The sequence below is a fragment of the Methanococcoides sp. LMO-2 genome, assembly GCF_038432375.1.
GTDB classification, from domain to species: domain Archaea; phylum Halobacteriota; class Methanosarcinia; order Methanosarcinales; family Methanosarcinaceae; genus Methanococcoides; species Methanococcoides cohabitans.
In genome coordinates this window covers 255642-278869 of record NZ_JBCAUS010000007.1, presented here as the reverse complement: position 1 = coordinate 278869, position 23228 = coordinate 255642, and the positions used below count along the sequence as shown (strand labels likewise).

General features: G+C 43.3%; 23 protein-coding genes and 1 tRNA gene. 12 read left to right on the top strand and 12 right to left on the bottom strand.

The window, feature by feature from the left end; translation table 11 throughout:
- Nucleotides 1-86 precede the first annotated feature (86 nt).
- On the bottom strand, nucleotides 87-1037 hold the full coding sequence (gene twy1 / locus WOA13_RS11325; protein ID WP_342128002.1) for a 4-demethylwyosine synthase TYW1: 951 nt from the start codon (nucleotides 1035-1037) through the stop codon (nucleotides 87-89).
- 92 nt (nucleotides 1038-1129) lie between these two features.
- Nucleotides 1130-2842, bottom strand: a complete 1713-nt coding sequence (locus WOA13_RS11320) for a DNA-directed DNA polymerase II small subunit (RefSeq protein WP_342128001.1) — start codon at nucleotides 2840-2842, stop codon at nucleotides 1130-1132.
- A 162-nt stretch (nucleotides 2843-3004) separates the two neighbouring features.
- Here WOA13_RS11320 and WOA13_RS11315 point away from each other — a divergent pair, with 162 nt between their 5' ends.
- Nucleotides 3005-3559, top strand: a complete 555-nt coding sequence (locus tag WOA13_RS11315; protein WP_342128000.1) for a signal peptidase I — start codon at nucleotides 3005-3007, stop codon at nucleotides 3557-3559.
- 79 nt (nucleotides 3560-3638) lie between these two features.
- On the opposite strand, the gene WOA13_RS11310 is transcribed toward WOA13_RS11315, so the two are convergent.
- The gene (locus WOA13_RS11310) at nucleotides 3639-4874 is read right to left on the bottom strand and encodes an ORC1-type DNA replication protein (protein ID WP_342127999.1); all 1236 of its coding nucleotides are present in this window, start codon (nucleotides 4872-4874) and stop codon (nucleotides 3639-3641) included.
- A 785-nt stretch (nucleotides 4875-5659) separates the two neighbouring features.
- On the opposite strand from WOA13_RS11310, the gene mfnA reads away from it, so the two are divergent.
- From mfnA to WOA13_RS11295, 3 genes are all read left to right on the top strand, one after another.
- The gene (gene mfnA, locus WOA13_RS11305) at nucleotides 5660-6796 is read left to right on the top strand and encodes a tyrosine decarboxylase MfnA (RefSeq protein ID WP_342127998.1); all 1137 of its coding nucleotides are present in this window, start codon (nucleotides 5660-5662) and stop codon (nucleotides 6794-6796) included.
- 298 nt (nucleotides 6797-7094) lie between these two features.
- Complete coding sequence (locus WOA13_RS11300; protein WP_342127997.1) at nucleotides 7095-8198, top strand: CBS domain-containing protein; 1104 nt, start codon at nucleotides 7095-7097, stop codon at nucleotides 8196-8198.
- Between the two features lie 8 nt (nucleotides 8199-8206).
- On the top strand, nucleotides 8207-9601 hold the full coding sequence (locus tag WOA13_RS11295; RefSeq protein WP_342127995.1) for a TraB/GumN family protein: 1395 nt from the start codon (nucleotides 8207-8209) through the stop codon (nucleotides 9599-9601).
- Between the two features lie 66 nt (nucleotides 9602-9667).
- Here WOA13_RS11295 and WOA13_RS11290 read toward each other — a convergent pair whose 3' ends face one another.
- The 5 genes from WOA13_RS11290 to WOA13_RS11265 all read right to left on the bottom strand — a co-directional run bounded on the left by WOA13_RS11290 (nucleotide 9668) and on the right by WOA13_RS11265 (nucleotide 14395).
- Entirely contained in the window at nucleotides 9668-10255 is a 588-nt protein-coding gene (locus tag WOA13_RS11290) for a transglutaminase-like domain-containing protein (protein ID WP_342127994.1), read from the bottom strand.
- A 125-nt stretch (nucleotides 10256-10380) separates the two neighbouring features.
- A complete protein-coding gene (gene fhcD / locus WOA13_RS11285) occupies nucleotides 10381-11274 on the bottom strand; it encodes a formylmethanofuran--tetrahydromethanopterin N-formyltransferase (protein WP_048206247.1) in 894 nt (297 codons plus the stop codon).
- Between the two features lie 123 nt (nucleotides 11275-11397).
- Entirely contained in the window at nucleotides 11398-11544 is a 147-nt protein-coding gene (locus WOA13_RS11280) for a hypothetical protein (RefSeq protein ID WP_342128040.1), read from the bottom strand.
- Between the two features lie 336 nt (nucleotides 11545-11880).
- Nucleotides 11881-13593, bottom strand: a complete 1713-nt coding sequence (locus tag WOA13_RS11270; protein WP_342127993.1) for a hypothetical protein — start codon at nucleotides 13591-13593, stop codon at nucleotides 11881-11883.
- Nucleotides 13517-14395 carry an ion transporter gene (locus WOA13_RS11265; protein ID WP_342127992.1) on the bottom strand — a complete coding sequence of 293 codons (879 nt, stop codon included), beginning with the start codon at nucleotides 14393-14395 and terminating at the stop codon, nucleotides 13517-13519. The genes WOA13_RS11270 and WOA13_RS11265 overlap by 77 nt, the downstream gene beginning before the upstream one ends.
- Nucleotides 14396-14589: 194 nt before the next feature.
- On the opposite strand from WOA13_RS11265, the gene WOA13_RS11260 reads away from it, so the two are divergent.
- From WOA13_RS11260 to WOA13_RS11235, 6 genes are all read left to right on the top strand, one after another.
- Nucleotides 14590-15261 carry a winged helix-turn-helix domain-containing protein/riboflavin kinase gene (locus WOA13_RS11260; protein WP_342127991.1) on the top strand — a complete coding sequence of 224 codons (672 nt, stop codon included), beginning with the start codon at nucleotides 14590-14592 and terminating at the stop codon, nucleotides 15259-15261.
- 4 nt (nucleotides 15262-15265) lie between these two features.
- A complete protein-coding gene (ribB, locus tag WOA13_RS11255) occupies nucleotides 15266-15985 on the top strand; it encodes a 3,4-dihydroxy-2-butanone-4-phosphate synthase (protein WP_342127990.1) in 720 nt (239 codons plus the stop codon).
- Nucleotides 15986-16066: 81 nt separating this feature from the next.
- Nucleotides 16067-16141: transfer RNA gene (locus tag WOA13_RS11250), tRNA-Pro, on the top strand.
- A gap of 332 nt (nucleotides 16142-16473) precedes the next feature.
- Entirely contained in the window at nucleotides 16474-17319 is an 846-nt protein-coding gene (locus WOA13_RS11245) for a metallophosphoesterase family protein (RefSeq protein ID WP_342127989.1), read from the top strand.
- 170 nt (nucleotides 17320-17489) lie between these two features.
- Nucleotides 17490-18371: an ABC transporter ATP-binding protein gene (locus tag WOA13_RS11240; protein ID WP_342127988.1), complete on the top strand. Its 882-nt coding sequence runs from the start codon at nucleotides 17490-17492 to the stop codon at nucleotides 18369-18371.
- A gap of 5 nt (nucleotides 18372-18376) precedes the next feature.
- A complete protein-coding gene (locus WOA13_RS11235) occupies nucleotides 18377-19168 on the top strand; it encodes an ABC transporter permease (RefSeq protein ID WP_048206242.1) in 792 nt (263 codons plus the stop codon).
- A gap of 34 nt (nucleotides 19169-19202) precedes the next feature.
- On the opposite strand, the gene WOA13_RS11230 is transcribed toward WOA13_RS11235, so the two are convergent.
- Nucleotides 19203-19400, bottom strand: coding sequence for a hypothetical protein (locus tag WOA13_RS11230; RefSeq protein ID WP_342127987.1), 198 nt, complete (start codon nucleotides 19398-19400; stop codon nucleotides 19203-19205).
- Nucleotides 19401-19503: 103 nt separating this feature from the next.
- Here WOA13_RS11230 and WOA13_RS11225 point away from each other — a divergent pair, with 103 nt between their 5' ends.
- A complete protein-coding gene (locus tag WOA13_RS11225) occupies nucleotides 19504-20061 on the top strand; it encodes a flavodoxin family protein (RefSeq protein ID WP_342127986.1) in 558 nt (185 codons plus the stop codon).
- A gap of 285 nt (nucleotides 20062-20346) precedes the next feature.
- Here WOA13_RS11225 and WOA13_RS11220 read toward each other — a convergent pair whose 3' ends face one another.
- Complete coding sequence (locus WOA13_RS11220) at nucleotides 20347-20916, bottom strand: hypothetical protein (RefSeq protein ID WP_342127985.1); 570 nt, start codon at nucleotides 20914-20916, stop codon at nucleotides 20347-20349.
- A 161-nt stretch (nucleotides 20917-21077) separates the two neighbouring features.
- On the opposite strand from WOA13_RS11220, the gene WOA13_RS11215 reads away from it, so the two are divergent.
- Nucleotides 21078-21332 (top strand): hypothetical protein, encoded by a 255-nt coding sequence (locus tag WOA13_RS11215; protein ID WP_342127984.1) that lies wholly within the window; start codon nucleotides 21078-21080, stop codon nucleotides 21330-21332.
- A 41-nt stretch (nucleotides 21333-21373) separates the two neighbouring features.
- Here the strand turns inward: WOA13_RS11215 and WOA13_RS11210 are convergent, their stop codons facing one another.
- A complete protein-coding gene (locus tag WOA13_RS11210) occupies nucleotides 21374-22789 on the bottom strand; it encodes a DUF2254 domain-containing protein (protein ID WP_342127983.1) in 1416 nt (471 codons plus the stop codon).
- 196 nt (nucleotides 22790-22985) lie between these two features.
- Nucleotides 22986-23195, bottom strand: coding sequence for a hypothetical protein (locus WOA13_RS11205; RefSeq protein ID WP_342127982.1), 210 nt, complete (start codon nucleotides 23193-23195; stop codon nucleotides 22986-22988).
- Nucleotides 23196-23228 lie beyond the last annotated feature (33 nt).

The following is a 23228-nucleotide window of genomic DNA, read 5'->3' as shown; positions in this document are numbered from 1 at the left end:
AGCTAGATGGATGTACCCTATGTGAACAAGGATATAAATATAGATTGTGACTGGTATCAGGACCGGAAATTCCGGATACCCGGACTTCAGTCAAGATAAGTAACTTTTCCGTCCTTAGAAAGCAAAGCTATGCGGCTTACTTCAACTTCATCTGCAATGGAATAACCAAGATGACCTGCAACCTCTTTAGCAAAACTGAGAACCTCTTCGTGTGAAGGCATTGCTTCACGGGGCAGGCGAGCCCTGGAAAAACCAAGATGCATGTATGCTTTGATCTCAACGTAATCCGGATCTGCTATCTCAATAAGACGTGCATAACCTTCAGGATCGATCATGTTGACTCCCTTTACAAGGGTTATGCGTATGGCCTTGCGGTTATCCTTCTTTCCAAGTATCTCCAGTGACCTGTTGATCTTGTCCCAGAGTTCAGGAGATTTCGGATTGCAGACCTTTTCATACGTTTCCCTGTCAGGAGCGTCAAGGCTCATGTACAGCTGGGAAGGCTCGATCCTTTCCATCATTTCAGGAACCGTACCGTTGCTTACAATAAAAGTGCTAAAGCCCTCTTTTTCGTACTCCTCCACAAGCTCAGGAAGGTACGGATACAGTGTCGGCTCCCCTGAAAGTGATATTGCAACGTGTTTGGGCTCGTTGGCTTCCTCCCAGCGCTCCCTTGGTGCAGAACCGCCAAATCCGGATATCAGTTTTCGCTGTGCCTTGATCGAAGACCCCACTATTTCCACTGGAGAATCCCAATTTTTTGGGAAAGATACTTCTGCCTCTGTAGGCCTCCAGCAGAACAGGCAACGCTGATTGCACCTTAACGTAGGTGTCATCTGCAAACAGCAATGTGAAGTGATACCGTAGAACCTGGACTTGTAACATTCTCCTTCGTTTTTCATGGAACGGCCAAGCCAGAGGCATGTCTTTACAGCAGAATGAGTACCTGCCAGACTGTATCCCTGCTTTTTCAGCAAGGCCTCAAAGTCTGGTATTTCAGGAATTGTCATAAGTTCTTCCTTATCTTTCGAGGACATCTGTTGCATACTTTCCTGTTGCACTATATATAGTGTTCGGAATTGAAAAAGATGTTAACAATTTTATGATGAAATGTGAATAAGGTCACCTTTCAGAAATGAAGCAGACTTGTCTTGAGAGTTGAAAGATCAACTAACGGGACCTGTGCAGGTGTTGGCATGACGTTCACCCTCTTCTGGAACTCGGTCTGTGACTGCCATGTACCTGAATTGATCGCAAGGACATTCTTGTATCTTCCAATACCGATGGTATGCACATGCCCACAATGGAGGATATCAGGCACCGGATCGATCACGAAATGGTCCTGCTTTTCCGGTGCAATGGAAACCCTGCTTCCGTATATAGGGGAAAGGTGCCTGCGCTTTAGCATCTCTATCATTGCCTTTTCCGGCTCCTGGTAGGAGACTCCGGGAACTGATGCCACCAGATCATCAATGGAACGACCGTGATACATCAGTACCTGCACACCGTCAAGGTCCACAAGTGCAGGATTTCCCACAAAGATCACCCTGTCCTCAAAAAGGGATGTGATACGCTCCGGGAAACGGGGCTGTGGCTCTGCCTGGCGTACTGCATCGTGATTTCCGGGTGATATTATAATCTGGATGTGTTCAGGTACCTGACTGAAGTACTCAGCAGCCTTTGCATACTGATCATAAATGTCAAGGATATCCAGTTCATGTTCCTGGCCAGGGAAGATACCGATGCCATCCACAAGGTCACCTGCTATAACAAGGAAACGAATGTCCTTTGAAAGCTCCCTCATCTGCTCATTGTCACTCTTTCCATTAAGGAAATCAAGGAAATTGCACCATTCCTCTTCAAGGAAGGTCGAACTGCCTATGTGGACATCGGAAGTGAAAACAGCCTTACCCCAGGTACCTTCTCTCCTGTGTGAGATGTTCGGAAGGTCAGGGAGAATTATCTTCTTAGCAACAATAAGACTACCGTCATTTGTCAGAGAACCTGTCACGCCGATGACCTCGTCCAGAATGATCTTACTGGCCTCCTCAAAAAGGTCCTTCTCTGCCTGATGCACAAGCACCAGAAAAGAACCCGTAGGATCTTCCAGCTGAAGCATCTTGTGCCCGTTGGCAGTGCTCCTTACCTCGGATACCATGCCGATGATAGAGACCTCACTATAATCACCGCCTCCACTTCGCCTCAAACCTCCGCCATGCTTGCGATTCTTGTTGAGGCTCTCTATCGGCCTGGCGGTGATCCTGCCGCGTATAAGATCACTGAGCTTGCTGTACCTGTTCCTGAAATACTGGACGAATTCCATGTATTCCCCCACGCAGGTGGACATGTCCGTAATATCAGACATGATGTTGATATTATTGCCAGCACCATTCCCATTCGTACCCGCTCCGGTGGACCTGTCAATTCCTCCACCGGACCCATACCCGACCGGGAACGAAGAAGAATATTTTTTGGAGCGGGGAGAAGCCGGGGAATTCATCACAGATGTGGTTCCGGGTGTGATCGTTGAAGATGATGCAACAGGGTCTGAGGTCTTTTCCTCAGAAATACCCTGCGAACTAACCGTAATCTGTGGACTAGCCTCCGTAAGTTGTTCCGGAGATTTTCCTGAGCCGTCTTTCAGGGTAGTTCCACATTCAGATTCAAAAGATAGTACGTCAATATGTTCTGCTTCAATGACGAAGATCGACTCATCCACGTGTTCAAGGACGTAGCAGACCAGGTCCTCTGGTAAGCTGTGAGATACTATAAGATCTGCAGCCTCAGGGCTGATCTGATAGCCGGCTTCCAAAAAGGCTTCCTGAACATCGATCTCTCTCATTTTCGGACCTGATCAAAATTTTTATTGAATTTTATTGAGCTTTGTCGGATTATCTCAGTGTTGTATCAAACAAAACTACTACTATAAAATAAATAGGCTACGTACCGAACGATCAAATACCAAATTTTTTAACTAATCAGTTTCTAATGTTCCCACGATAATATGGATATAAAAGCCTCATTCCACACATTCAGAACAAGTGATAAGTTCTGGATATCTTTGTCAAGGGATATTCTTTCTGTAATTCTGGCCGTTATGGCATTTGCGGTCGTCTCACAGGCTGTATTCGGAATGTGGACACCAATGGTTGCTGTGGAATCAGGAAGCATGGAACCTCACATGAAGATAGGGGACATTATTTTTATTCAAAGCATTGACAGGACACAGATAATATCCAATCAGGATGCTTCACCGGACTACACATCATTCAAAATGGAAGGGGATGTTATTCTCTACCGCCCTTACGGACAGGAAGGAGTAACGCCGATCATACACAGGGCCATGTACTACGTCGAAGCCGGTGATCCCATGTGGGATGATGGTCCAATCGCACCACACAGTGGTTACATAACCAAAGGCGATAATGAAAGAACGAATATGTACTTCGACCAGCAGGGTCAGATAAGTTATCTCCAGCCTGTAAAGGAAGAATGGATCATTGGAGTAGCAAGGTACAGGATACCATATGCAGGATATCTCAGGCTTATGCTTTCATAATTCTTCCTGAAGGACAATACCCTTCGGGAAAACTTTCAAACTCTCTTTTTCTCTTTCTTTTAAAAAAAGTGTTGATGCATCAAAGATGCATCTGTGCTGTGATCACCGGCTTGAAACCTGCAAGCATTCCCAGCCTGTAATCCTCAAGGAGGACACGTCGTGTGCTTTCGATAGGTACGCTCAGGACGATCTCCTTTGTCCTCCCATAGCGTCCTTTGCTTACCACCACTGCATTGAGGATACCAAGCATGTCCAGTTCCGAGATCAGGTCAGTGACCCTCCTTTGTGTAAGGACATCCATATCCACATTCACACATAACTGGCGATATACATTGTAAACCTCACCTGTTGTGACGTTCCTGTAGCCATTGTTCCTCAGGAGCATGACACTATAAAGTGCCAGCTTTGATTGCGTTGGCAGTGTTCTGACAACTTCCACGATACGATCGATCTCGATCTTTTCCTGAGCCCTTCTGACATGAGGTTCACCAACATGAGTCTCATTTTCACGCTCGGCAAGTTCTCCGGCAACCCTTAGAAGGTCAAGTGCACGCCTTGCATCACCATGCTCCTGGGCTGCAAAGGCAGAACAAAGAGGAATTACCATTTCATCAAGTACATTTTCCTTGTATGCAATGGATGCTCTCTGCCTGAGAATATCACTGATCTGCTCAGCATCGTAAGGAGGGAAGATGATCTCTTCTTCACCAAGGGAACTCTTTACCCTCGGATCGAGGAACTCAGTAAATTTCAGGTCATTTGAAATGCCTATCATACTGACCTTCGCATTTACAAGATCTGTATTGATACGTGAAAGGTTATAGAGGACATCATCTCCTTTCTTGACAAGTTTGTCTATCTCATCAAGAATAATTATGATAACCTGTTTTCTTGCATCAATAGCCTCTTTGAACTTTGTGAACACCTGGTCTGTAGGCCAACCGGTCATTGGTATATCCTCACCAAAGTGTTTTGCAAGATTTGCCAATAACCTATACTGAGTGTCAATTACCTCACAGTTAAGGTACAGAACAGAACATTCAATGTTGATATCCTCACTCTTTCTTTCAAGTTCAATACCAACATAACGTGCAACAGCCGTTTTACCGGTACCTGTTTTACCATAGATAAGAATGTTAGATGGTGTATCTCCCCTTAGAGCTGAAACAAGAATAGTAGCAAGAGTGTTTACCTGTTCAGTCCTGTGTGGCAAGGATGCAGGTGTATATGAAGGTCTCAAAACCTCTTTGTTCTTGAAAAGAGACTCGTTTTGTAATAAGTCTTCAAATAATCCATCTAATGATTTATTCTCCATTTTCAACCTTCCATGAATCTGATGTGATGAAATAATAAGGAATATATCTATTACAACCAGACATAAAATGCATTTAAAATGCAAAATGAATGTTATTCGATACGGATCCCTTTGTGATATTGTATTATTAGTTATGATATTCTAGCAAAGACACAAACTCACTTTCGAATAATTCAATGAAATAATCAACACAAATGAATATTCAGAAAGTGAACCCTTTAATTCTCCACACGATGCAATGGAAGTGTACCTTATTAACCCTTATGGTTACAACCCCTTTGTTTCCATTGGAGCTTTAAATAGGGACAGAAAATTATTACAAAAAACACAATTAGTCGAAATAATATGATTTGATATAACAACATTTTTTATATAAATAATAGGCTAATTTGTTTCATATGGAGCAAAGACCCCTTCATTTCGTTTGGAGATTATATAAAGGGGGGTGACCCTATGATTTCAACTGGAGTGCAGAAAAAAAATATGAGAACATATTTTTAATATTAATAAAAAAATAGAGGGTGGTCCTAGTATCAAAGTAATAGTTAATAAAGGTTTCTCTAAACAAAAAAAGTAGAATCAAAAATTCAGTAAAATATTCCAGTCGAAACAATGGGGTGACCCTCATGATCATATTAAATATGTAAAAAAGTAGAGCTGATAAAAAATAAAATTAAATAAAAAATAAAATTTAGTAAAATTTAGAACTATAACATTTTTTAAGCCACAAAAAAGTTGAACAAAATTGTTTTAAACAGGTTCTATGTTCTATTAAGCGAGAATTCATGGAAGAAACCGGAATATCCAGAGAACATATACTTTCAATTTTGAAAAACGCAAAATCAGAAGATACAAGTTATGATCGTGTCTTAAGTTCCATGTGTACTTATCCACATGAAATTGCAGTTTTAGCCCATACTCAATTCATTGAAGCAAACATGGGAGACCCCGGTCTTTTCCCGGGAACATATGGTCTTGAAAAAGAAGTCCTGAAAATGTTTGGTTCCCTTTTACATCACAATAACAGTCCTGAAAAATGCGGTTATTTAACGACCGGTGGTACTGAATCCAATATACAGGCAATAAGGTCTATGGTAAATGCCAGGCGTGACATTAACCATCCTAATGTTGTAATGCCGGAATCTGCACATTTCTCTTTTGACAAGGTTGCAGACCTTTCAGGGATCGAAATAAGAAAAGCTTCCCTTGACAATACTCTTAAGGTTGATCTTAATTCAGTAGTCTCACTGATAGATGATAACACAATAGGTCTTGTTGGTATCGCAGGAACAACCGAATTCGGCCAGATAGATCCAATTGAAAGTCTTTCGGAAATTGCTCTTGACAGAGATTTTTTCCTTCATGTTGATGGTGCATTTGGCGGTTTCATCCTTCCTTTCATGGATATGGAATACCATTATGATTTCGAAGTTGAAGGAGTAACTTCAATGACGATCGATCCTCACAAGATGGGTTTAAGCACCATTCCTTCAGGAGGTTTGTTATTCAGGGAACCTGAATACCTGGATGATCTTGAGATCCATACTCCCTATCTAAGTATCAATAAACAGTATTCATTAACCGGCACAAGAAGTGGTGCATCCGTGGCTTCCACATATGCTGTGATGAAACATCTCGGGCGTGAAGGCTACAGAAGTGTGGTAGATCAATGTATGGAACAGACCAGAGAGATCGTTTCAGGTGCTAAAGCACTGGGAATTGAAACTGTCATTGATCCTGTCATGAACATAGTAGCTCTTAACGTCCCTCAGGCCGATGATGTCAGAAAAAAATTGCTGGATGATTTTGGCTGGCATGTTTCCATAACAAGGAATCCTCGTGCTCTACGCCTGGTAATCATGCCTCACATTGATAATAATACAATAGAACTTTTCCTTGCTGATCTTGAAAAACTGGTCTGAGACTTATCTGACCTTCTTTTGATCTGCTAATTTTAAAAAAAGAAGTGCACGGATTGAGGGGATGGATCGATGGCACCTAGCCTTGAAACTTGTAAAGGCGTGTACCTATCGAATCCGTGACTAATGCTACCTATGTTGTGAGTATATATACCATTAAGCCAAGTGGGGTGAAAGTATTATTTCAGGGAAACTGATAGAAATTCATGTCACCATCCGGAGACCAAGAGAAGATGTATATTAGCAAGGCCTTGATTATTGACCGGATATACTATATATAATAAAGCTGAAATTTGAATCTATGGCAAATTCTTTTAAAATTGGTACTATTATAGGTATTCCCATCAAGATACACATAACGTTTCTTATAGTGCTTCCTCTATTTGCATTTATTTTTGCCATGAACCCGGCACCATATGGATTTAATGATGTGGTTCCGGCAACATTGGGATACTTACTTTCGTTTTTGACAACTGTCCTTCTTTTTGCCTGCGTCCTGCTTCATGAGCTGGGACATTCCTATCTTGCAAAGAAGTATGGTGTCAATATTACAGATATCACATTATTCCTGATAGGCGGCGTCTCTTCCATGGAAGAAATCCCAAGGGATCCCATGCAGGAGGCAAAGATGGCCTTTGCAGGACCTCTGGTCAGTTTCATCATCGGTGGTTCACTGCTACTTATCAATTTTGTAGTGGCTGGTGTTATTACCGGTTTTGCTGATTCATTGATATTCAGGATGATGCAGTTACTTGGTTCGATCAATATCGTTCTCGGTATGTTCAACCTGCTACCGGCCTTCCCGATGGATGGTGGACGCATACTTCGTGCATGGTTTGCAAGAAGGATGACATATATACAGGCAACCCACGCAGCAGCAGGTGTTGGAAAAATGTTCGCTTTCCTGCTTGGCCTGCTTGGTCTGCTGTCAAACCCCTGGAACCCCTGGCTGATCCTTATCGCTATCTTCGTTTACATGGGTGCATCAGGTGAGGATAGGTCCACAGCTGTTACTGTAACCCTTGAAAAGGTGCCAGTTAGTGATGTCATGAGCAAAGATATTGTTTCCGTAGAACCGTCACTGACAATAGAAGACCTTACCCATTTCATGTTCGAGAAAAAACATATGGGTTATCCTGTCATAGAACACAACACTTTAAAAGGTATCATTACATTTACAGATGTACGCAAAGTTATGCCTCTGGACAGGTACAGTGTACTGGTGTCCGATGTTATGTCAAAGGATATTGTGACAATATCAAAAGAGGCGACCGCCGCAGATGCTTTCAAGCTGCTGACCTCCAACAATATTGGGAGGTTACTGGTGGTCGATGAAAATGGATCAGTGAGCGGTATCCTTTCGAGGACCGACCTGATGCATACTATGATGTTATTGAGCGAGTGATATAGAAAATGGACAGTATGACTTACAAAACAGCAGAAGAGAAACCTGATGAAGTTGTCATTACGGATTCTCAGAATGCTGCTTCTAATTATAATTACGATACAGTATCCGGTTCGGCCTATTCAGGCCATGGGGATGCAACTTTTTCACAAACTTCTTCCCTTGCTCCTATGGTAAAGCAGCCGGATGCTCTTCAAACCACTCCCCAGCCTTCCCAGATAATAATAGTGGGAACAGCTCACGTTTCGGAAAAGAGCGTCAACGAGGTAATTGATACTATCGAGCGTGAGAAACCTGACATAGTTGCTGTGGAACTTTGTAAGGGCAGGTATGATTCACTGAAAGGTAATGTCAAGGATTCAGAGGTACCTATCAAGGACATCCTGAGTGGCGGGAAGATCTACTACTTCCTTGTACACCTGTTGCTTGCCTATGTGCAGAAGAAGATCGGTGATGAGATGGGCGTCCAGCCTGGTGCTGAGATGATAACAGCCATCGAGGCTGCAGAGGCCAGTGGTGCGAAGATAGCTCTTGTTGATCGTGATATCCAGCTTACACTTCAGCGTTTCTGGAGCAAGATGGGATTCTTCGAGAAACTGAACATTGTTGTGACCCTCATCGCTTCTGCTTTAGGGATCGGCTCGTCAAAGAGCATTGATATTGACAATATAACCAATCAGGATATGGTGACCATGCTCACCGATGAGCTGCGTGATGCATCCCCGAATGCTGCAGCTGTTCTCATCGATGAGAGGGATGCCTACATTGCAGGAAACCTTATCAGGACTGCCAGAGGAGGCAACAAGAAGATCGTTGCAGTACTTGGCGCTGGACACAAGACCGGAGTTGAGAAATATCTCAAGGACCCGAAGTCCATACCTCCGATGTCCTCACTTACCGAGCTCCCGCAGAAGCGCTTCAATTTCATGAAGATCATCGGAATTGGTATCGTGGGCATAGCACTTGCAACATTCCTGCTACTGATAATGTCAGGCACACCAATTGAGCTCTTACTGCTGGCCTTTGGCTGGTGGTTCATCATAAACGGTATCTTAAGTTCCATCGGAGCCGCTCTTGCAAAAGGGCATCCGTATTCGGTGATCACTGCTTTCCTTGTGGCATGGCTGACATCCCTGAATCCGATGATGGCAGCGGGATGGTTCGCAGGACTTATGGAGGCCAAGCAGAGGAACCCTACAACTGCAGACCTGAAGGAAATGGTCAAACTGGAAAGCTTCAAAGAGCTTCAGGAGAATAATTTCTTCCGCGTGATCATGGTTGCAGCACTTGCAAATATCGGAAGCACCATCGGTACATTCATAGGTGTTTATGTGATGATGCAGGTAGCGGGTATCGATCCAAGGGAAGTTATCAATACAGGTCTTATGGCGATAGGTCTTTGAAGTGGCCTGTTGCCTTATTATTTTTTATTACTTTCCAGGTCTGTATTTTTGTGATCGATCCATCACTTATGACCAGTCTCGTATCAATGGGATATCAGGAAGATTCTCCCATACGTTTTCATAATTGTCGTATTTTGTCAGTAATTCAACAATAACAGGTAACGGGTCTGCCCAGATCTCTGGTAGATCAGCTTCGCCCTTGATCTTTATTTCGTATGCGATTGATTCTTCCGGTGGGTTGTACTTCGTGTCGATACTTTTTTTGTTGCCCCTTGCGTCGATGCGAAGCCATCCGATCTCAGGCAGGAAGACAGCGTTCAGTCCGTGAAGGCAGAAGGGTTCCCCATCTTCATCCCTGCTCAGGCGCTGGTAACAAAAGCCGGTGGGAATGTCGTTGGCCCTTAATAAGGCTGCCAGAAGATGGCTTTTGGCATAACAGTATCCGGTTCCTGCTGAAAGCACTTCGGAAGCTTTCAGCGTGATGGGGTTCATGCAGTGGTCATGGCTGTGATATATCTCGTCCCTTACCCATTCAAAGCATTTACCTGTTATTTCAACAGGATCGTCAAGATCGGATGCAAGCTCTTTTGCCAGTTTTTCAACTTCCGGGTGTTTCCAGTCGATTATCTCAGTGTGACGGAGGTACTCCTGCATGCTCTCACCTTTTTGTGAATAATTGTTATTGATGTGTCTGGTAAAGACGTTGTGTGTTGAAATTAATTAAATCCGGTTAAAATTGAAAATAAGATACAAAAAGAGAAAAGAAAAAAATGGCGACCTTAGAAAAGGTCGTGAAGGTTGAACTTGTGTGGTCCGAGGTTTCCGCCGTAGTTACCTGCGGTAATCTTCTTGACACCTGGGACATTTACAGCTGCTTCGACACCTGCTGCCATTGCCTCGTTGATAGCGTCTGCATCTACACCGTTGATGACGATCTCATAGACACAGTTGACGTCTGCAGGGATCTCTGAACCTTCTACTGTGTCCTTGATGCTTGGGCAGAACTTCTCGTTAGCTGTTGCCTTGAGGAACTTGTACTTGTTTGCTCCTGCCTTGGAACCACTTGCGACGATTCCGCCTGGGAATGGTGTGACTACACCCTCGACAGCCTGGATAGAATCAACTGCATTCTCTGCTGCGGTAAGAGCGTTCATCTGTGAGTCTGCGAAAATGAAGAAGTTTCCACCTGCAATAGCTTCGATAGCACCAAGGGAATCCTCCACAAGGAAGTCACCCTCCATCATTGGGATCACGTGCATCTTGCGGCCGCCGACCTCGGTCTGGGACTCTGTTCCGTCTGCGAAGTACCTGAGCTTGTTCCCGGTGTCGAACTGCTTCTCTGCATCAGGGAAACCGTTGAACACTGCTGTTGTTGGTGCTGTGAGGACACACTGGCCAATGCGCTCAAGGAGCTGACCTTCAAGTGACTTGTATCCGAAGGTGTAGATCTGGATGTAAACACCTGGTCTGCCGTCTGGTGTTTCACTACCGTCTACGAACATTTCAATGCCAGCTTCAGCAGGGCATCCAATGACGGATGTTCCGAACCCGGTTGCTTCCTGAGCTGCAACTGTTGCCCAGCGCATTGTTGCGGCTGTGATCAGTACACGTGCCATCTTGATTGGGAAGGCCTCTGCGAACGTATCTTCGATCTCTACTCCGTTAAGTTCCATTAATACACCTACATAATTGATTATTTAGTATGGTTTAGAAGACTATTACAATACATATATGTTATGTCCATAGCGATTAACATATTATTAGGTCAAATGTCAGATCTTTGCATTTCAAAGAACTCATTCTTTCTTTTTTCCACAGCTGGAACAAGCTCCCCCATGCACACAAATAGTTCCCCCGCATTCAGGACAGGTCCATCTCATCTTTTCATTTGCAACAAATTCTTTTAAACCGAATTTTTTGATATATTCGAGATTTTCGATCATGCTCATATGGTATTTGGTTCGATATCTCTCATCTAATTGTCTCAATCTGCGACAGGGGAACTTTTTACACTCAAAACAGAATTGTGCCCTGCCGTTTTCAAAAGTAGGACAATGCCTGATCTGTTTGCATTTGGAGTTAGTAGCATCTAATCCTCTGCAACTGGGACACTTGTTCTTATCCCTCAGGTAAGCCGTGCAGATGCCACAGTTCATCCCGCACGGGGCTATAAGTGAAATGTCGTTCGAGGATTCCATGATATATTATCTTATTTTCAAAGATATACGCCTTATGTTAGGTATCAGAAAATCCGTAATCTGAGAAGTGTCAGGTAGAAGTCAGTAAGCTTCCCCACCATATTTTTCTAAAAAGATCTTGTAAAGCTTCTCCTCGCCTGTCCTGTATTCCCCAATGTCCATTACAGCATCCTGTACCAGAATGGCGGCTTCATCGTACTTCTCCATTCCCGAAAAGGCAGATCCAACTGCACTTACAGCTGCTGTGAGCTCAGAACGCATGGAAGAGACACATATCTCCTGAAGTGAAATAATGACCTGGTGTACGATCTCATCAGCTATCTTGTCAGGATTTCCATCAGAACTTCCTTTGAGAGCTGTGATCCCGACCTCTTCAAGCTCCTTTATGCTTCTCAGGGTCTCATTTTCCAGATGTTCCCGTGAGGCTGCTATTCCCAGGTCGCTCATTGCCCATGTTGTTTCCAGCAGGTCCCTACCGGCCATGAACTTACCCATTCTCCTGAAGGAGTCCATAAGTTTCCTGAAGGATTCCTGCCTTTCACTGCCTTCCAGTCTCAGGGTTCTGGTACCGATATCACGCATTGTGAGTACGATCGGCCTGAGGTAGTTTGTCTGTTCCTTATTCACTGCTATTCTTGCAAGTTCAACCAGTTCTTCCTTCACAGCTGTCATTGTGGAAGAGTCACCTGAGAATGCAGCATGATCAGCTATCTCTTTGAGCAGGACAAGTCCTTTCTCTACAGTAGCTTCCTGCTTATGGTTAGCAGCCGTCCGCGTGACAGCGCCTGTAGCTTCAACAAAATAGTGCTGTACGTCTGTTTTGTTCTTTCTTTTTGAAGCTGCGAAAAGGGATCCGATGGTGGCAATTGATGAAACAGCACCATTCTGGCTTCCATGATCTGAAGCTGAGACGCCTATGCTTCCTATGGAACTGATAATTTCTTTTGTTGCACTGCCCTTTTTTTCCATTGCGATCAATCCCATTTCCAGCAAATGTGCATTCACATGCCTGGAAATATCTGTAGTCTCCTTTGAACCTGTCATGAAGTTCTGAGAGATTGTTGTGATCTTCCGCAGTCCTGCTGTGTATCTTTTCTCATCGTTGTTCCTGATAGCGCAACGGATGCTGTCAACTGCCGGAGACAGTGGATCATCTGCATCCTTTGAGCTTTGTTTTGAGGTGATCTCGATAACATCGTAGGCTGTGACCCTGCCCAGCATATAGTCGAACTTTCTGGAAATGGATTCATTGTAGAGGTTCTTTGTTAGGACGGAGCCGATGAAACCCAGCACTACTGCAACTGCTACCAGAAGTCCAAGTATGGGAGGTTCATGAAGTCCCAGCAGGTTAGCTACTGCAATTGTCAGGATGATGGTCCCGATCATGAATGAGAGCGTGTGGCCGAAAACTTTCTTTTTTGAGCTTTGCCACATTGTTGTTGCCCAGAGGGATCCAAAAAGGACGAGAAGAATACTGTCATTGGCTATATCCGGTGTAACCTTGCCTGTGAGCAGTGCGGCTATTACCGATATCTGGATCGAGAATGCTCCTATCGCAAGATCCGGACCGATACCTGTAAGGTCCATCTTCAGGTTATGACGGATAGCGATATCAGAAAAAAGAAAGGCTGCTGTCAGACCGATCACCATTAAGGTATCGATCGTTGTGCTCAGTAGTATCTCCATGTTATCAACATCCTTTATCTTAAAGTGATTTTCAAAGCTTTGCTCCACAGTATTTACAGTAGTAAGCATCAGTATCGTGGCCCTGCAATCCACAGTTGTTGCACACAATGTTCAATGCAACATCCTTTGTTTCTTCAGCGATCTCTACGGGCATGGCTGCCATGCTACGGTTTATGATCGAATGGGTGACTATCCCTGTGGGAACTGCTATGATCGAATAACCGAGCAACATTACAACGGATGCCATAGCTTGTCCCAGTGCTGTAACGGGTACAAGGTCACCGTATCCTACAGTTGTCAGGGTTGTTATGGCCCAGAAGATACTTCGCGGGATGCTTGTAAATCCGTTTTGTTCCCCTTCGATGACATACATCAGGGAGCCCAGTATGATCACGAGGTTCAGGACAGTAAATGTGAAGACTGTTATTTTTTTGCTACTATCTTTAAGGGCCTGTACCAGTATTTCAGCCTCCGAAAGGTACTGGACAAGCTTCAGAACCCTGAATATTCTTAATAGTCTCAATATTCTTATTATCAGGAGGTACTGGCTTCCCGGAAGGAGCATGCTGAGGTATGTAGGAATTATTGCGAGAAGGTCTATGATTCCAAAAAAACTGGTTGCATAGCGCTTTTTGCTCTTAACAGAGATTATCCTCAGGAAATACTCAATGGTAAAAAGAGCGGTGAATATGAGTTCTGCCAGATAGAGCGTTTCATGATGAATGCTTTTGATGGAATGGACACTGTCCAGCATTACTACAACAACACTCAGGACGATGGTGGCTATCAGGGTTACGTCGAAGTATTTCCCATAGGGAGAATCGGCCTCGAAGATCAGTTTGTACAGGCTCAGACGCCAACCGTCGGTATCCGGTCTGTTCTCACCCTCTCTGCACCATCTGTATACCATCATCCTTCTCCTTAGAAACAAGGCGTTGACCTTGTGTCCCGTTGCATGTATGGCATCCGGGAACTGAAACTAAATATATCTTTATTGTTTTATAAAGCATTCTGATTTATAGCTCCTGTTCAACAAAAGGTTTATTTCCTTTCATCTCATATTTGAGATGCATCTCATATTTGAGCCGATGAAGGTACAACAAAATGCATCGCATAAATTCTTTGAAACACCTTGCCCTTCTGGGTGCACTCAAAAGACCTGTCAAGATCTCGTCCAGTGAGTTCACCAAATATACTTCCACCAGCTCCAAGACAGCTGCAAGAACATTAAAACAGCTGGAAGAGGAAGGGTTGATCAAGCGCAGCATCATCCCTGAAGGCCAGATGATCTCCATTACCAATGAGGGTCGCACGTGGCTTGAAAAGGAGTATAATGATTACAGGCACATCTTCTGTGGAGATGAAAAGAAGGTGGAGCTGTACGGTAATGTGATAACAGGTCTTGGGGAAGGCCAGTACTACATTGCTCAGGAAGGCTACCGTTCCCAGTTCGAGGAAAAGCTGGACTTTGTACCTTATCCGGGCACCCTTAATGTGAGACTTACCGATCATAGTGCAGACGTACAGAAGAACACCGGCCGGAAGGACATGATCCAGATATCCGGTTTCACCAACGGTCAGCGTACCTTCGGAAGCTGTAATTGCTACTTTGTGGAGATCGAAGGTATTCGCGCTGCAGTGGTGACACCTGAGCGTTCACATTATCCCCATGATCTGCTGGAGATCATTGCCCCGGTCCATCTCAGGGAGACCCTGAAGCTCAAGGACGGGGATGAAGTAAAGATTACAATAGAAGACCGAAGCGCATGTGAGTGATCCTATGAGTTCCAATGAAAATTACACTGATAACATCAACAAAGCATTGAAGGCCGCACAGAACGGCGAGATGTTCTTCATCTTCGATTCCGACAGCCGTGAAGGAGAGACCGATTTTGTGATCGCTGCAGGAGCAGTCACTCCTGATGACGTGCGCTGGATGCGCAGGGACGGTGGCGGACTGATCTGTGTTGCTCTCGATAGCGAATCATCCGAAAAACTTGGCCTTCCATTCATTTCCGATATCCTCCGTGATGAGGTTGAAAATTACCCTGCTCTTGGAACTACCGTCGAGAGAGGTGGAGACCTTGCATACGACAGCCGCTCCTCATTCTCCATATGGGTGAACCACAGGAGGACCAGAACAGGAATTCCTGACAATGACAGGGCACTGACCATAAACGAGCTCTCAAATATTACTGAAAAGGTCCTCGATGGCAAGAATGTGGACTTCGGTTCAGAGTTCCGTACACCCGGACACGTTGCACTTCTGCGTGCAGCTGACAGACTGGTCCATGAGCGCAGGGGACAGACCGAACTCTCAATTGCCATTGCAAAGATGGCTGATGTCACGCCTGCAATGGTGGTCTGTGAGATGCTTGACGATTCAAACGGCAAGGCCCTCTCCAAAGAAGATGCAATGGAATATGCCCGTCTGCATGACCTCGTGTTCCTTGAAGGACAGGAGATCGTAGACGCATATGAGCAGTGGGAGCAAGCTTAAAGCTTTACTTTCACCCTCTTTTTTACCTTTTTTTTCAGAAAGAATGATATACTGAAAAGTCTTATTATAGTTCGACCCCGTGGGGCCGTAGGGTAGCCTGGTCCATCCTGCAAGGCTGGGGGTCTTGCGACTTGAGTTCAAATCTCAGCGGCCCCATCAAATCCAAATTCCGACTCGGCAGTCCGCGTCCTTTTTGCTCTGCTCAAGCGGACTTTTTCGTTTTACATTTCTATTGATTTTCTATATTGAGATTAAATCGGCTCTGTAGAGATCCTCAATGTAGTGTTTAAAGACCTATTAGATACTGCATGTTTCATGTTGTGCCGGAATAGAATGAAAATGGAGTTTTGAAATCGGCTCAATTATTATATTTATCTGATTGCTGATTAAGCAATCATGTTTTACTCTATGCGAACATGATTAACATAAAGGAATAGATTATCTTTTTATTATTCTATATTTAAAGCAATTATAACAAGGAGGACTACATGAATATTTTACATATCTCTGATCTGCATTTCGGTCCTCGCCATTGGGATGGAGACGATCAGATCATGCTGGAGAAAATCAATTCATTTGATGCCGATATCGTCATCAATACCGGAGACAATACGACAGATGGCCTGGAAAATGAGTGCGCTGAAGCGGGTCGCTTTCTAAAAGCCATTAAGTGTAAAAATGTCATCTCCACTTGGGGTAATCATGACAAACGAAATATGCGATCTCATGAATTCTTCCGGAAATACATTGACAATTCTGAGATCATCTCTATCTCTGAAACGATAAAAACACGCAAGAAAAACATTTTTTTAGACCGGGAAATTACCAGAGTTGAGGATTATTTTACCGATATAAATTTCATCAAGTCCATTTCGATAAATGGAAAAACAGTATTGATTATCAGTATCGATACCAATGAACTATACAGTGATGATGGATATGTTGAAAAAGAGATCCTGAATGCTGTTTCAAAAGAAATTGAACAGATTGAATATGACCTGCCTTTGTTGATCACACATTATTCTATTTTGGGTACTGACGAGTGCCCCCTGAAAAATTCCGCAGCACTGATCGATTTTGTACAAAAACATAAAATTGAATACGTTTTTTGCGGTCATACCCACGAACTGGAAATTATGCGAACTAATGATCTATATCAAGGGCATTCCTTTACCCATTTTATGTGTGGCAGTTTGTCCTCTCGCAATCATTCCAACGATGATAACATGTTCTTGTATTATGAAAATGTGGGTAGCGATGATATGCATCTGCATCTGATACGAATCTTTTTGGAGAGAGGTAAGGTACATTTCAAACAGGAAAATGTCTTTTAAGAGAACATTGCATGTTTAGTTTGGTTGAGGATTTCTACAGAGCCATTAAATCCTTCATTTTTATAGACATAATAAGAAAAATGAGAAATCTATATCAAGTCTCATCACAATTATTTATTAAGAATAAGGATTGGTGATGTATCATTACTGCTGTTATCGTAGCTGAGGATTTGAAAAAGGTATACGGGGATTTCCTGGCTGTGGATTCTGTGGCCTTTTCTGTGGAAGAGGGAGAGGTTTTCGGCTTCCTGGGACCCAATGGTGCGGGTAAGACCACTACCATGCGGATGATACAGTGCATTTCTCCCATGACCTCGGGTAAGCTGGAGGTCTTCGGGATGGATGTTAGTAGGAAGCAGCGTGAGATCAAGTTCAATATGGGTGTTGTTCCGCAGGAGAACAATCTGGACCCAGATTTTACTGTCTATGAGAATCTGCTTGTTTTTTCACGATATTTTGACATTCCTGAAAGTGAGGCCAGAAGGAGAGTAGATGAACTTCTGGAGTTCGTGCATCTGGAGGAGAAGAAGGATACGATGACCGAGTCGCTTTCCGGGGGTATGAAGAGGCGGCTGGTGCTGGCACGGGCGCTGATCAATAAGCCCAGGTTGCTGATTCTGGATGAGCCTACGGTGGGGCTGGATCCGCAATCCAGACATTTGATGTGGGACAGGCTCAAGGGGCTCAAGAAGGAAGGTGTGACCATTGTGCTTACCACGCATTACCTTGAGGAGGCTTCTCAGTTGTGTGACCGGCTTGTGATCATGGATTATGGGAAGATACTGGTGGAAGGCAGCCCGCAGGAGATGATCGATGAGATCATAGGGCCTTCCATAGTGGAAACCGAGTCTGATCCCGGCGTGATCTCATGTCTTGAAACACATAATGCAGACTATGAGGTCCTGGGGGATGAGGTTCAGATATATACGGATAATCCGCAGGAAGTGACGGACCATCTGTTGTCGGAATGTGAGCTTACCAGTGTGACTGCAAGGGCTTCGACGCTTGAGGATGTGTTCCTGAAGCTTACGGGCAGGAAACTGAGGGAGTGAGATCGATGGGTATAGGCATGTATTTCAGGATCCCGGAGTTGACGCCGGGGGCGATCAAGGTCTGGAGGCGTAACAAGGACGTTTTCATGAAGAACGTCAAGCTCAACTTTTTGCCGCCGTTCATTGAACCTCTGCTTTACCTGTTTGCAATGGGTTTCGGGCTTGGACTGTTCATCGAGGAGATAGACGGTGTGCCCTATGCGCAGTTCATAGCTCCGGCGCTGATCTCGGTCTCTGTGATGTATGGTGCATTCTTCGAATGCAGTTACGGTTCTTATGTGAGGATGTACTATCAGAAGACCTTCGATTCCATCATTGCAACACCTTTGAGCATCGAGGATGTCATTATCGGGGAGCTGCTGTGGGGTGCTACCCGCAGCACGATAAGTGCAACATTGATGCTTCCTGTGATCGCATTGTTCGGGCTCATCAGTTTTCCACATTCACTGTTGGTCATACCGTTCGCTTTTCTTGCAGGCCTGCTCTTCGCATGCCTTGGAATGACCATTGCAGCGGTCACGCCGAACATAATGTCCATCAATTATCCGATACTGCTTTTCATTACGCCGATGTTCCTGTTCAGCGGAACGTTCTTCCCTCTTGATGTACTGCCTGAGATCATCCAGTATGTTGCACTGGCAATATTGCCACTGACCCACGTTGTGATCATAATAAGAGCACTGACCTTCGGAGCACCGGGATTGTTCCTGCTGGGAAATCTCCTGTGGATAGTGGTTGTCTGTGCAATAGGTTTCGTGGTCTCGGTGAATATGATGAAGAAAAGACTGGTTGTCTGAAAACCGGTTTTGTCAGAAGATCGAATGAGCAGGCTCATTCATCTTTTTTGTTTTTCTTCAGGTCCATGCACCTTCGGGAGTTCTCGCATCCGAGGCTGCGCCTGTAGTCCGATCGGATCTGTGATCGTGCTGTTCTTACCATGAGCTCATCGAGATCTTCATCGTCGGGAAGTTCTTGCTCATGCTCCGGCTTATCTTTCTGCTTTTGGTCCCTGTGGTTTTCTTCTGTCATTTAATTCTCACTTTTACGTACTGTGAAATAGACGTTGAATATCCTTAGATAACTTTAAAAACAATCATCAATCATATTTACTTTATTATAAGGGCGTGGAATCATGAAAGTATTGGGTATTGTAGGAAGTCCCCGTAAGAACGGGACCACGGACACGGTAGTGCAGAAAGTGCTTGAAGGTGCTGCAGAGAGCGGTGCTGAGACGGAAATTATCTACATCAATGACCTGAATTTCAAGGGCTGTCAGGGATGCGGTTTTTGTAATGTGATGCCGGAATGCAAGATCAAGGATGAAATGACAGGTGTCTACACCAAGATAGAGGAAGCAGACGGTTTCGTCTTCGGCGCCCCGATATATTTCTTGCAGTTCTCAGGCCAGATGAGGCTTTTTCTTGACCGCTGTTACGCACTTGTGGACGCTGACCTGAAACCAAGGATACCTGTCGGGAAGAAGGCCATGATCGTAAGGTCCCAGGGTGATCCTGAAAAGGCATCCTATGAGAACGTATCCGATGAGTTCGCTGACGTCCTGAAGACCTACTTGGGAATGGAGATCAAGGACGGGCTGGTCGTTGCAGGATTTGATCTTCCCCGTGACGTAGTTAAAGACACTGAACTTCTGGAAAGTGCAAAGCAGGCCGGTCTTCATCTTATGGACTGATTTTCTTTTTTGAACCACGCCTGCATGATGTGGCCACGTGGAATGATCTTCCCAGTTCTCAGCATATATTTTGAGAGCTTCAGGAGTGTAGAAAAGCGGAGTTTGAACATTGCTATCCGTCCATTCGCCGGAAGCCAGGAGTTTGACATCCTTGATTAGAAGGCCTCCGGCGGTATGAACAAATTTGGGATTCAGGATCTTTTGAGATAATAATCTGTTTTCCAATGTTAGCACCGTTAACAATGGATATATCTTTATTAGTATTTAAACCCTAAAAAGTTCCATTCAGATTTTTTTGTAAACTTTGTCGAGATAGGAAAGAATTACAGCGGATCCTATAACCCAAAGAACAATTATCAAAATATACAAAGACGTATGTCCAGTTTGAGACAATAAACCAGAAAACGCACTCATTGAGAATAATGCCAGAGTAAAGGATGCATATCCTAAAAACAACAAACGTGATTTTTTAGCATTCAAATCACTCAATTTGTTGTGTTTTGAACTGATATCCCACATCAGATCGCCAACAAGTTTTTCGTTTTGCATGTACACCGAGTCAAGAAAAGCAACAACATTCGCAACATCATCTTCTTTTTCCATGCTACGGAAAAACGTCTGGAAGATTGCCATTATTGGAATGACTATACTCAACGACAAGAACATCAAAAGCAATGTCATTATCAATATAAGAAGAGGAGATATTTCGAAATACCCAATTGCATTTATCAGCAACCCTATAATAATCGCAGATGTAGTCGCCAAGTACTTCGCCTTGTCATCAATATCGCGGCTTTTCTCAGACTCGGTTTGATACTGGTGGAGCAGATGATTATAAAGCAACTCTTCTGTCATATCAACCACTCCTTTTGCTAAACTTCTATATAAAATTATCACCAATGTTCCCAATACCTCTTGTCAGAACTCTACTAATAACACCAAGAACATTTGAAGAAAAGATAAATATTAGAACATATTTTTATTGTGTTGTATTAATTCAAAAAAGGTGAATATGTTTGGCGAAGAATAACAATATTCGAAAAGAGTTTCGAAAAGAGAACAATGCAGCACAGAGAGACATTCGAGAAATAATCGGAACCGTTGCGATGATATTGGGCTTTTTGTTAGTACTTTCGAATGCAACCACTTTTGAAATACCATATCTAAATGAAGTATCGATGGAAAATTCATTTATCATATTGGTATTTGGATTTGCCGCATCCGGTTATACAAAAATGGTCGAATCGCTCGGCCAATTCAATAAAAAATAAGTTACCAGTGTTAACAAAGCAAGTACGACAATGGCTCGAGGTCAATATATTGTTCCATTATACATGTAGTTACCATTGTCTCGTTTTTCAACAACTATTTGAATTTGAGTATCATAGATTGACAAGTGTCTGCTAACATCACTTAACATTGAAAATTGGCCATGCCTCACAGCAGCATCAATAATTCTTTTAGCGGACTCGTCACAGATATCGAACATATCTGCATTATCATTCTTTTTTGATATTGTACCAAAAAGCAAAATTAAAAATATTGCTGCTTTCGTGGTGTTCACATTTAGATGACCAATTGCTGATACCCCGGCCAATTCGATAGAAGATATAAAGTATTCGGAGAGTTCACGATTATCCTTCTTAGCAACAATTGCATAGCTAAGAGAAGTCGAATATAATATTTTAGAGGCAAGATAATCATTCTCAAATGAATTTAATACATAAGCTACATTCTCAACTACAATACCGTGTTGAGATCGTAAGAATTTTAAATCCTCCGTTTTATTATAGGCTTCAATTCCAATAGATATCGTAGATTCTGCAATTTTTGAAGCACACATGTAGTTGTTTTTTTTAATCGCAAGCTTGCTCAAATCTGCTAGGACTCCGTTGATGACGGCTAATAAATTGTTGTAATCCCCACTCCCATCTTTCTGTATTGCAATTTCATGCATAACCTGTCCCGAAAGCTGATCCACACCTTTTACAGACATATCGGTATCATGATTAAGTATCGCTGTGTGTATTATATCGACAATTGACATTATTGTTTCATTTTGAAACAACAAAACATCTTGTTGTTTTACGTCTGTCGGGAAATCGGACTCATACAAAAAACAATCAATTTTGATGTCGTCCGCCAACTGATTGATGAGCTCAGTGGGTTTCAACAGATTCAACGTTTGAATAACATAATTTTTCAAAGACAGAAACGCCTGTACTCCCAACAAACACACAACCCAAAGACTGTATTGCAAATTTGAAACGGCATCAGAATTGGAAGTTTTTAGAGCTTTTAAAATAAACACTCCGTAGATTAAAGCAAAGGAATAAATTACAACAATGCTCCAGAAATGTGGATTCTTGTCTCTTTTCATAAAGAACTCAGTTATTCGTGGAGAATATGACTGCGCGTTTTGGACTACATAGAGTGTCAATGTTACAATAATAGCAAGAATCGCGGCTTCTGCTTGAACTACTGCACTTACAAGATACTGTGCACTACTTAGATTAGAATTCCACCATCCAAGATAAGTGAGAAGCCATGATGCCAAAAGAATAATGAAAAAGGGTAGAAAATAATCCTTGAAAAATACCCAATCAAAACGATTTTTAAAATAACGAATCCTTATAGATTCAACAAATGCTCCAATGTGAACCTTTATAGATTCGACAGATGTACCAATGAAAGGGAAATGTGACACAATTCTTTCATACAAACCCATACTACTACACCTATGCAGAATCTCAAAAAGGTATAAAAATATTTATAGTTATGCTAATTTATTGCACCACAGTATAAGATGAGAACTTCTTCCTCATCAACACCGACGCAGCACCAGTCAAAGCATCAACCTGATTATCATGACCAACTTCCGGAAATTGCTCAAGCTCTGTAAAAAATGCATTTATCCAACTAGCTCATACGAGTTTTACATTCCTGTTTGCAGCCGCTGCACTAATGAGACCGGCTCTGACAACTTTGTTACCTGTAAATTTAAGGCTACGGAAACTGAAAACAGTAAGAACGTGGCGGAAAAAGTGACTGATGACACTGACACCTGAACTACCGGGTTCCTGTTCCATCCAGATTGAGACTTCAGGACTATCGACGAGAGTGGTCTGTTGCATAGTCTCCGAACTCGAATCCTTCACGTACATATA

Coding starts and splice junctions, on each gene's coding strand:
- twy1 (WP_342128002.1), bottom strand. CDS start 1,037: ATGTCCTCGAAAGATAAGGAAGAACTTATGACAATTCCTGAAATACCA.
- WOA13_RS11320 (WP_342128001.1), bottom strand. CDS start 2,842: ATGAGAGAGATCGATGTTCAGGAAGCCTTTTTGGAAGCCGGCTATCAG.
- WOA13_RS11315 (WP_342128000.1), top strand. CDS start 3,005: ATGGATATAAAAGCCTCATTCCACACATTCAGAACAAGTGATAAGTTC.
- WOA13_RS11310 (WP_342127999.1), bottom strand. CDS start 4,874: ATGGAGAATAAATCATTAGATGGATTATTTGAAGACTTATTACAAAAC.
- mfnA (WP_342127998.1), top strand. CDS start 5,660: ATGGAAGAAACCGGAATATCCAGAGAACATATACTTTCAATTTTGAAA.
- WOA13_RS11300 (WP_342127997.1), top strand. CDS start 7,095: ATGGCAAATTCTTTTAAAATTGGTACTATTATAGGTATTCCCATCAAG.
- WOA13_RS11295 (WP_342127995.1), top strand. CDS start 8,207: ATGGACAGTATGACTTACAAAACAGCAGAAGAGAAACCTGATGAAGTT.
- WOA13_RS11290 (WP_342127994.1), bottom strand. CDS start 10,255: ATGCAGGAGTACCTCCGTCACACTGAGATAATCGACTGGAAACACCCG.
- fhcD (WP_048206247.1), bottom strand. CDS start 11,274: ATGGAACTTAACGGAGTAGAGATCGAAGATACGTTCGCAGAGGCCTTC.
- WOA13_RS11280 (WP_342128040.1), bottom strand. CDS start 11,544: ATGATCGAAAATCTCGAATATATCAAAAAATTCGGTTTAAAAGAATTT.
- WOA13_RS11265 (WP_342127992.1), bottom strand. CDS start 14,395: ATGGTATACAGATGGTGCAGAGAGGGTGAGAACAGACCGGATACCGAC.
- WOA13_RS11260 (WP_342127991.1), top strand. CDS start 14,590: ATGCATCGCATAAATTCTTTGAAACACCTTGCCCTTCTGGGTGCACTC.
- ribB (WP_342127990.1), top strand. CDS start 15,266: ATGAGTTCCAATGAAAATTACACTGATAACATCAACAAAGCATTGAAG.
- WOA13_RS11245 (WP_342127989.1), top strand. CDS start 16,474: ATGAATATTTTACATATCTCTGATCTGCATTTCGGTCCTCGCCATTGG.
- WOA13_RS11235 (WP_048206242.1), top strand. CDS start 18,377: ATGGGTATAGGCATGTATTTCAGGATCCCGGAGTTGACGCCGGGGGCG.
- WOA13_RS11230 (WP_342127987.1), bottom strand. CDS start 19,400: ATGACAGAAGAAAACCACAGGGACCAAAAGCAGAAAGATAAGCCGGAG.
- WOA13_RS11225 (WP_342127986.1), top strand. CDS start 19,504: ATGAAAGTATTGGGTATTGTAGGAAGTCCCCGTAAGAACGGGACCACG.
- WOA13_RS11220 (WP_342127985.1), bottom strand. CDS start 20,916: ATGACAGAAGAGTTGCTTTATAATCATCTGCTCCACCAGTATCAAACC.
- WOA13_RS11210 (WP_342127983.1), bottom strand. CDS start 22,789: ATGGGTTTGTATGAAAGAATTGTGTCACATTTCCCTTTCATTGGTACA.
- WOA13_RS11205 (WP_342127982.1), bottom strand. CDS start 23,195: ATGCAACAGACCACTCTCGTCGATAGTCCTGAAGTCTCAATCTGGATG.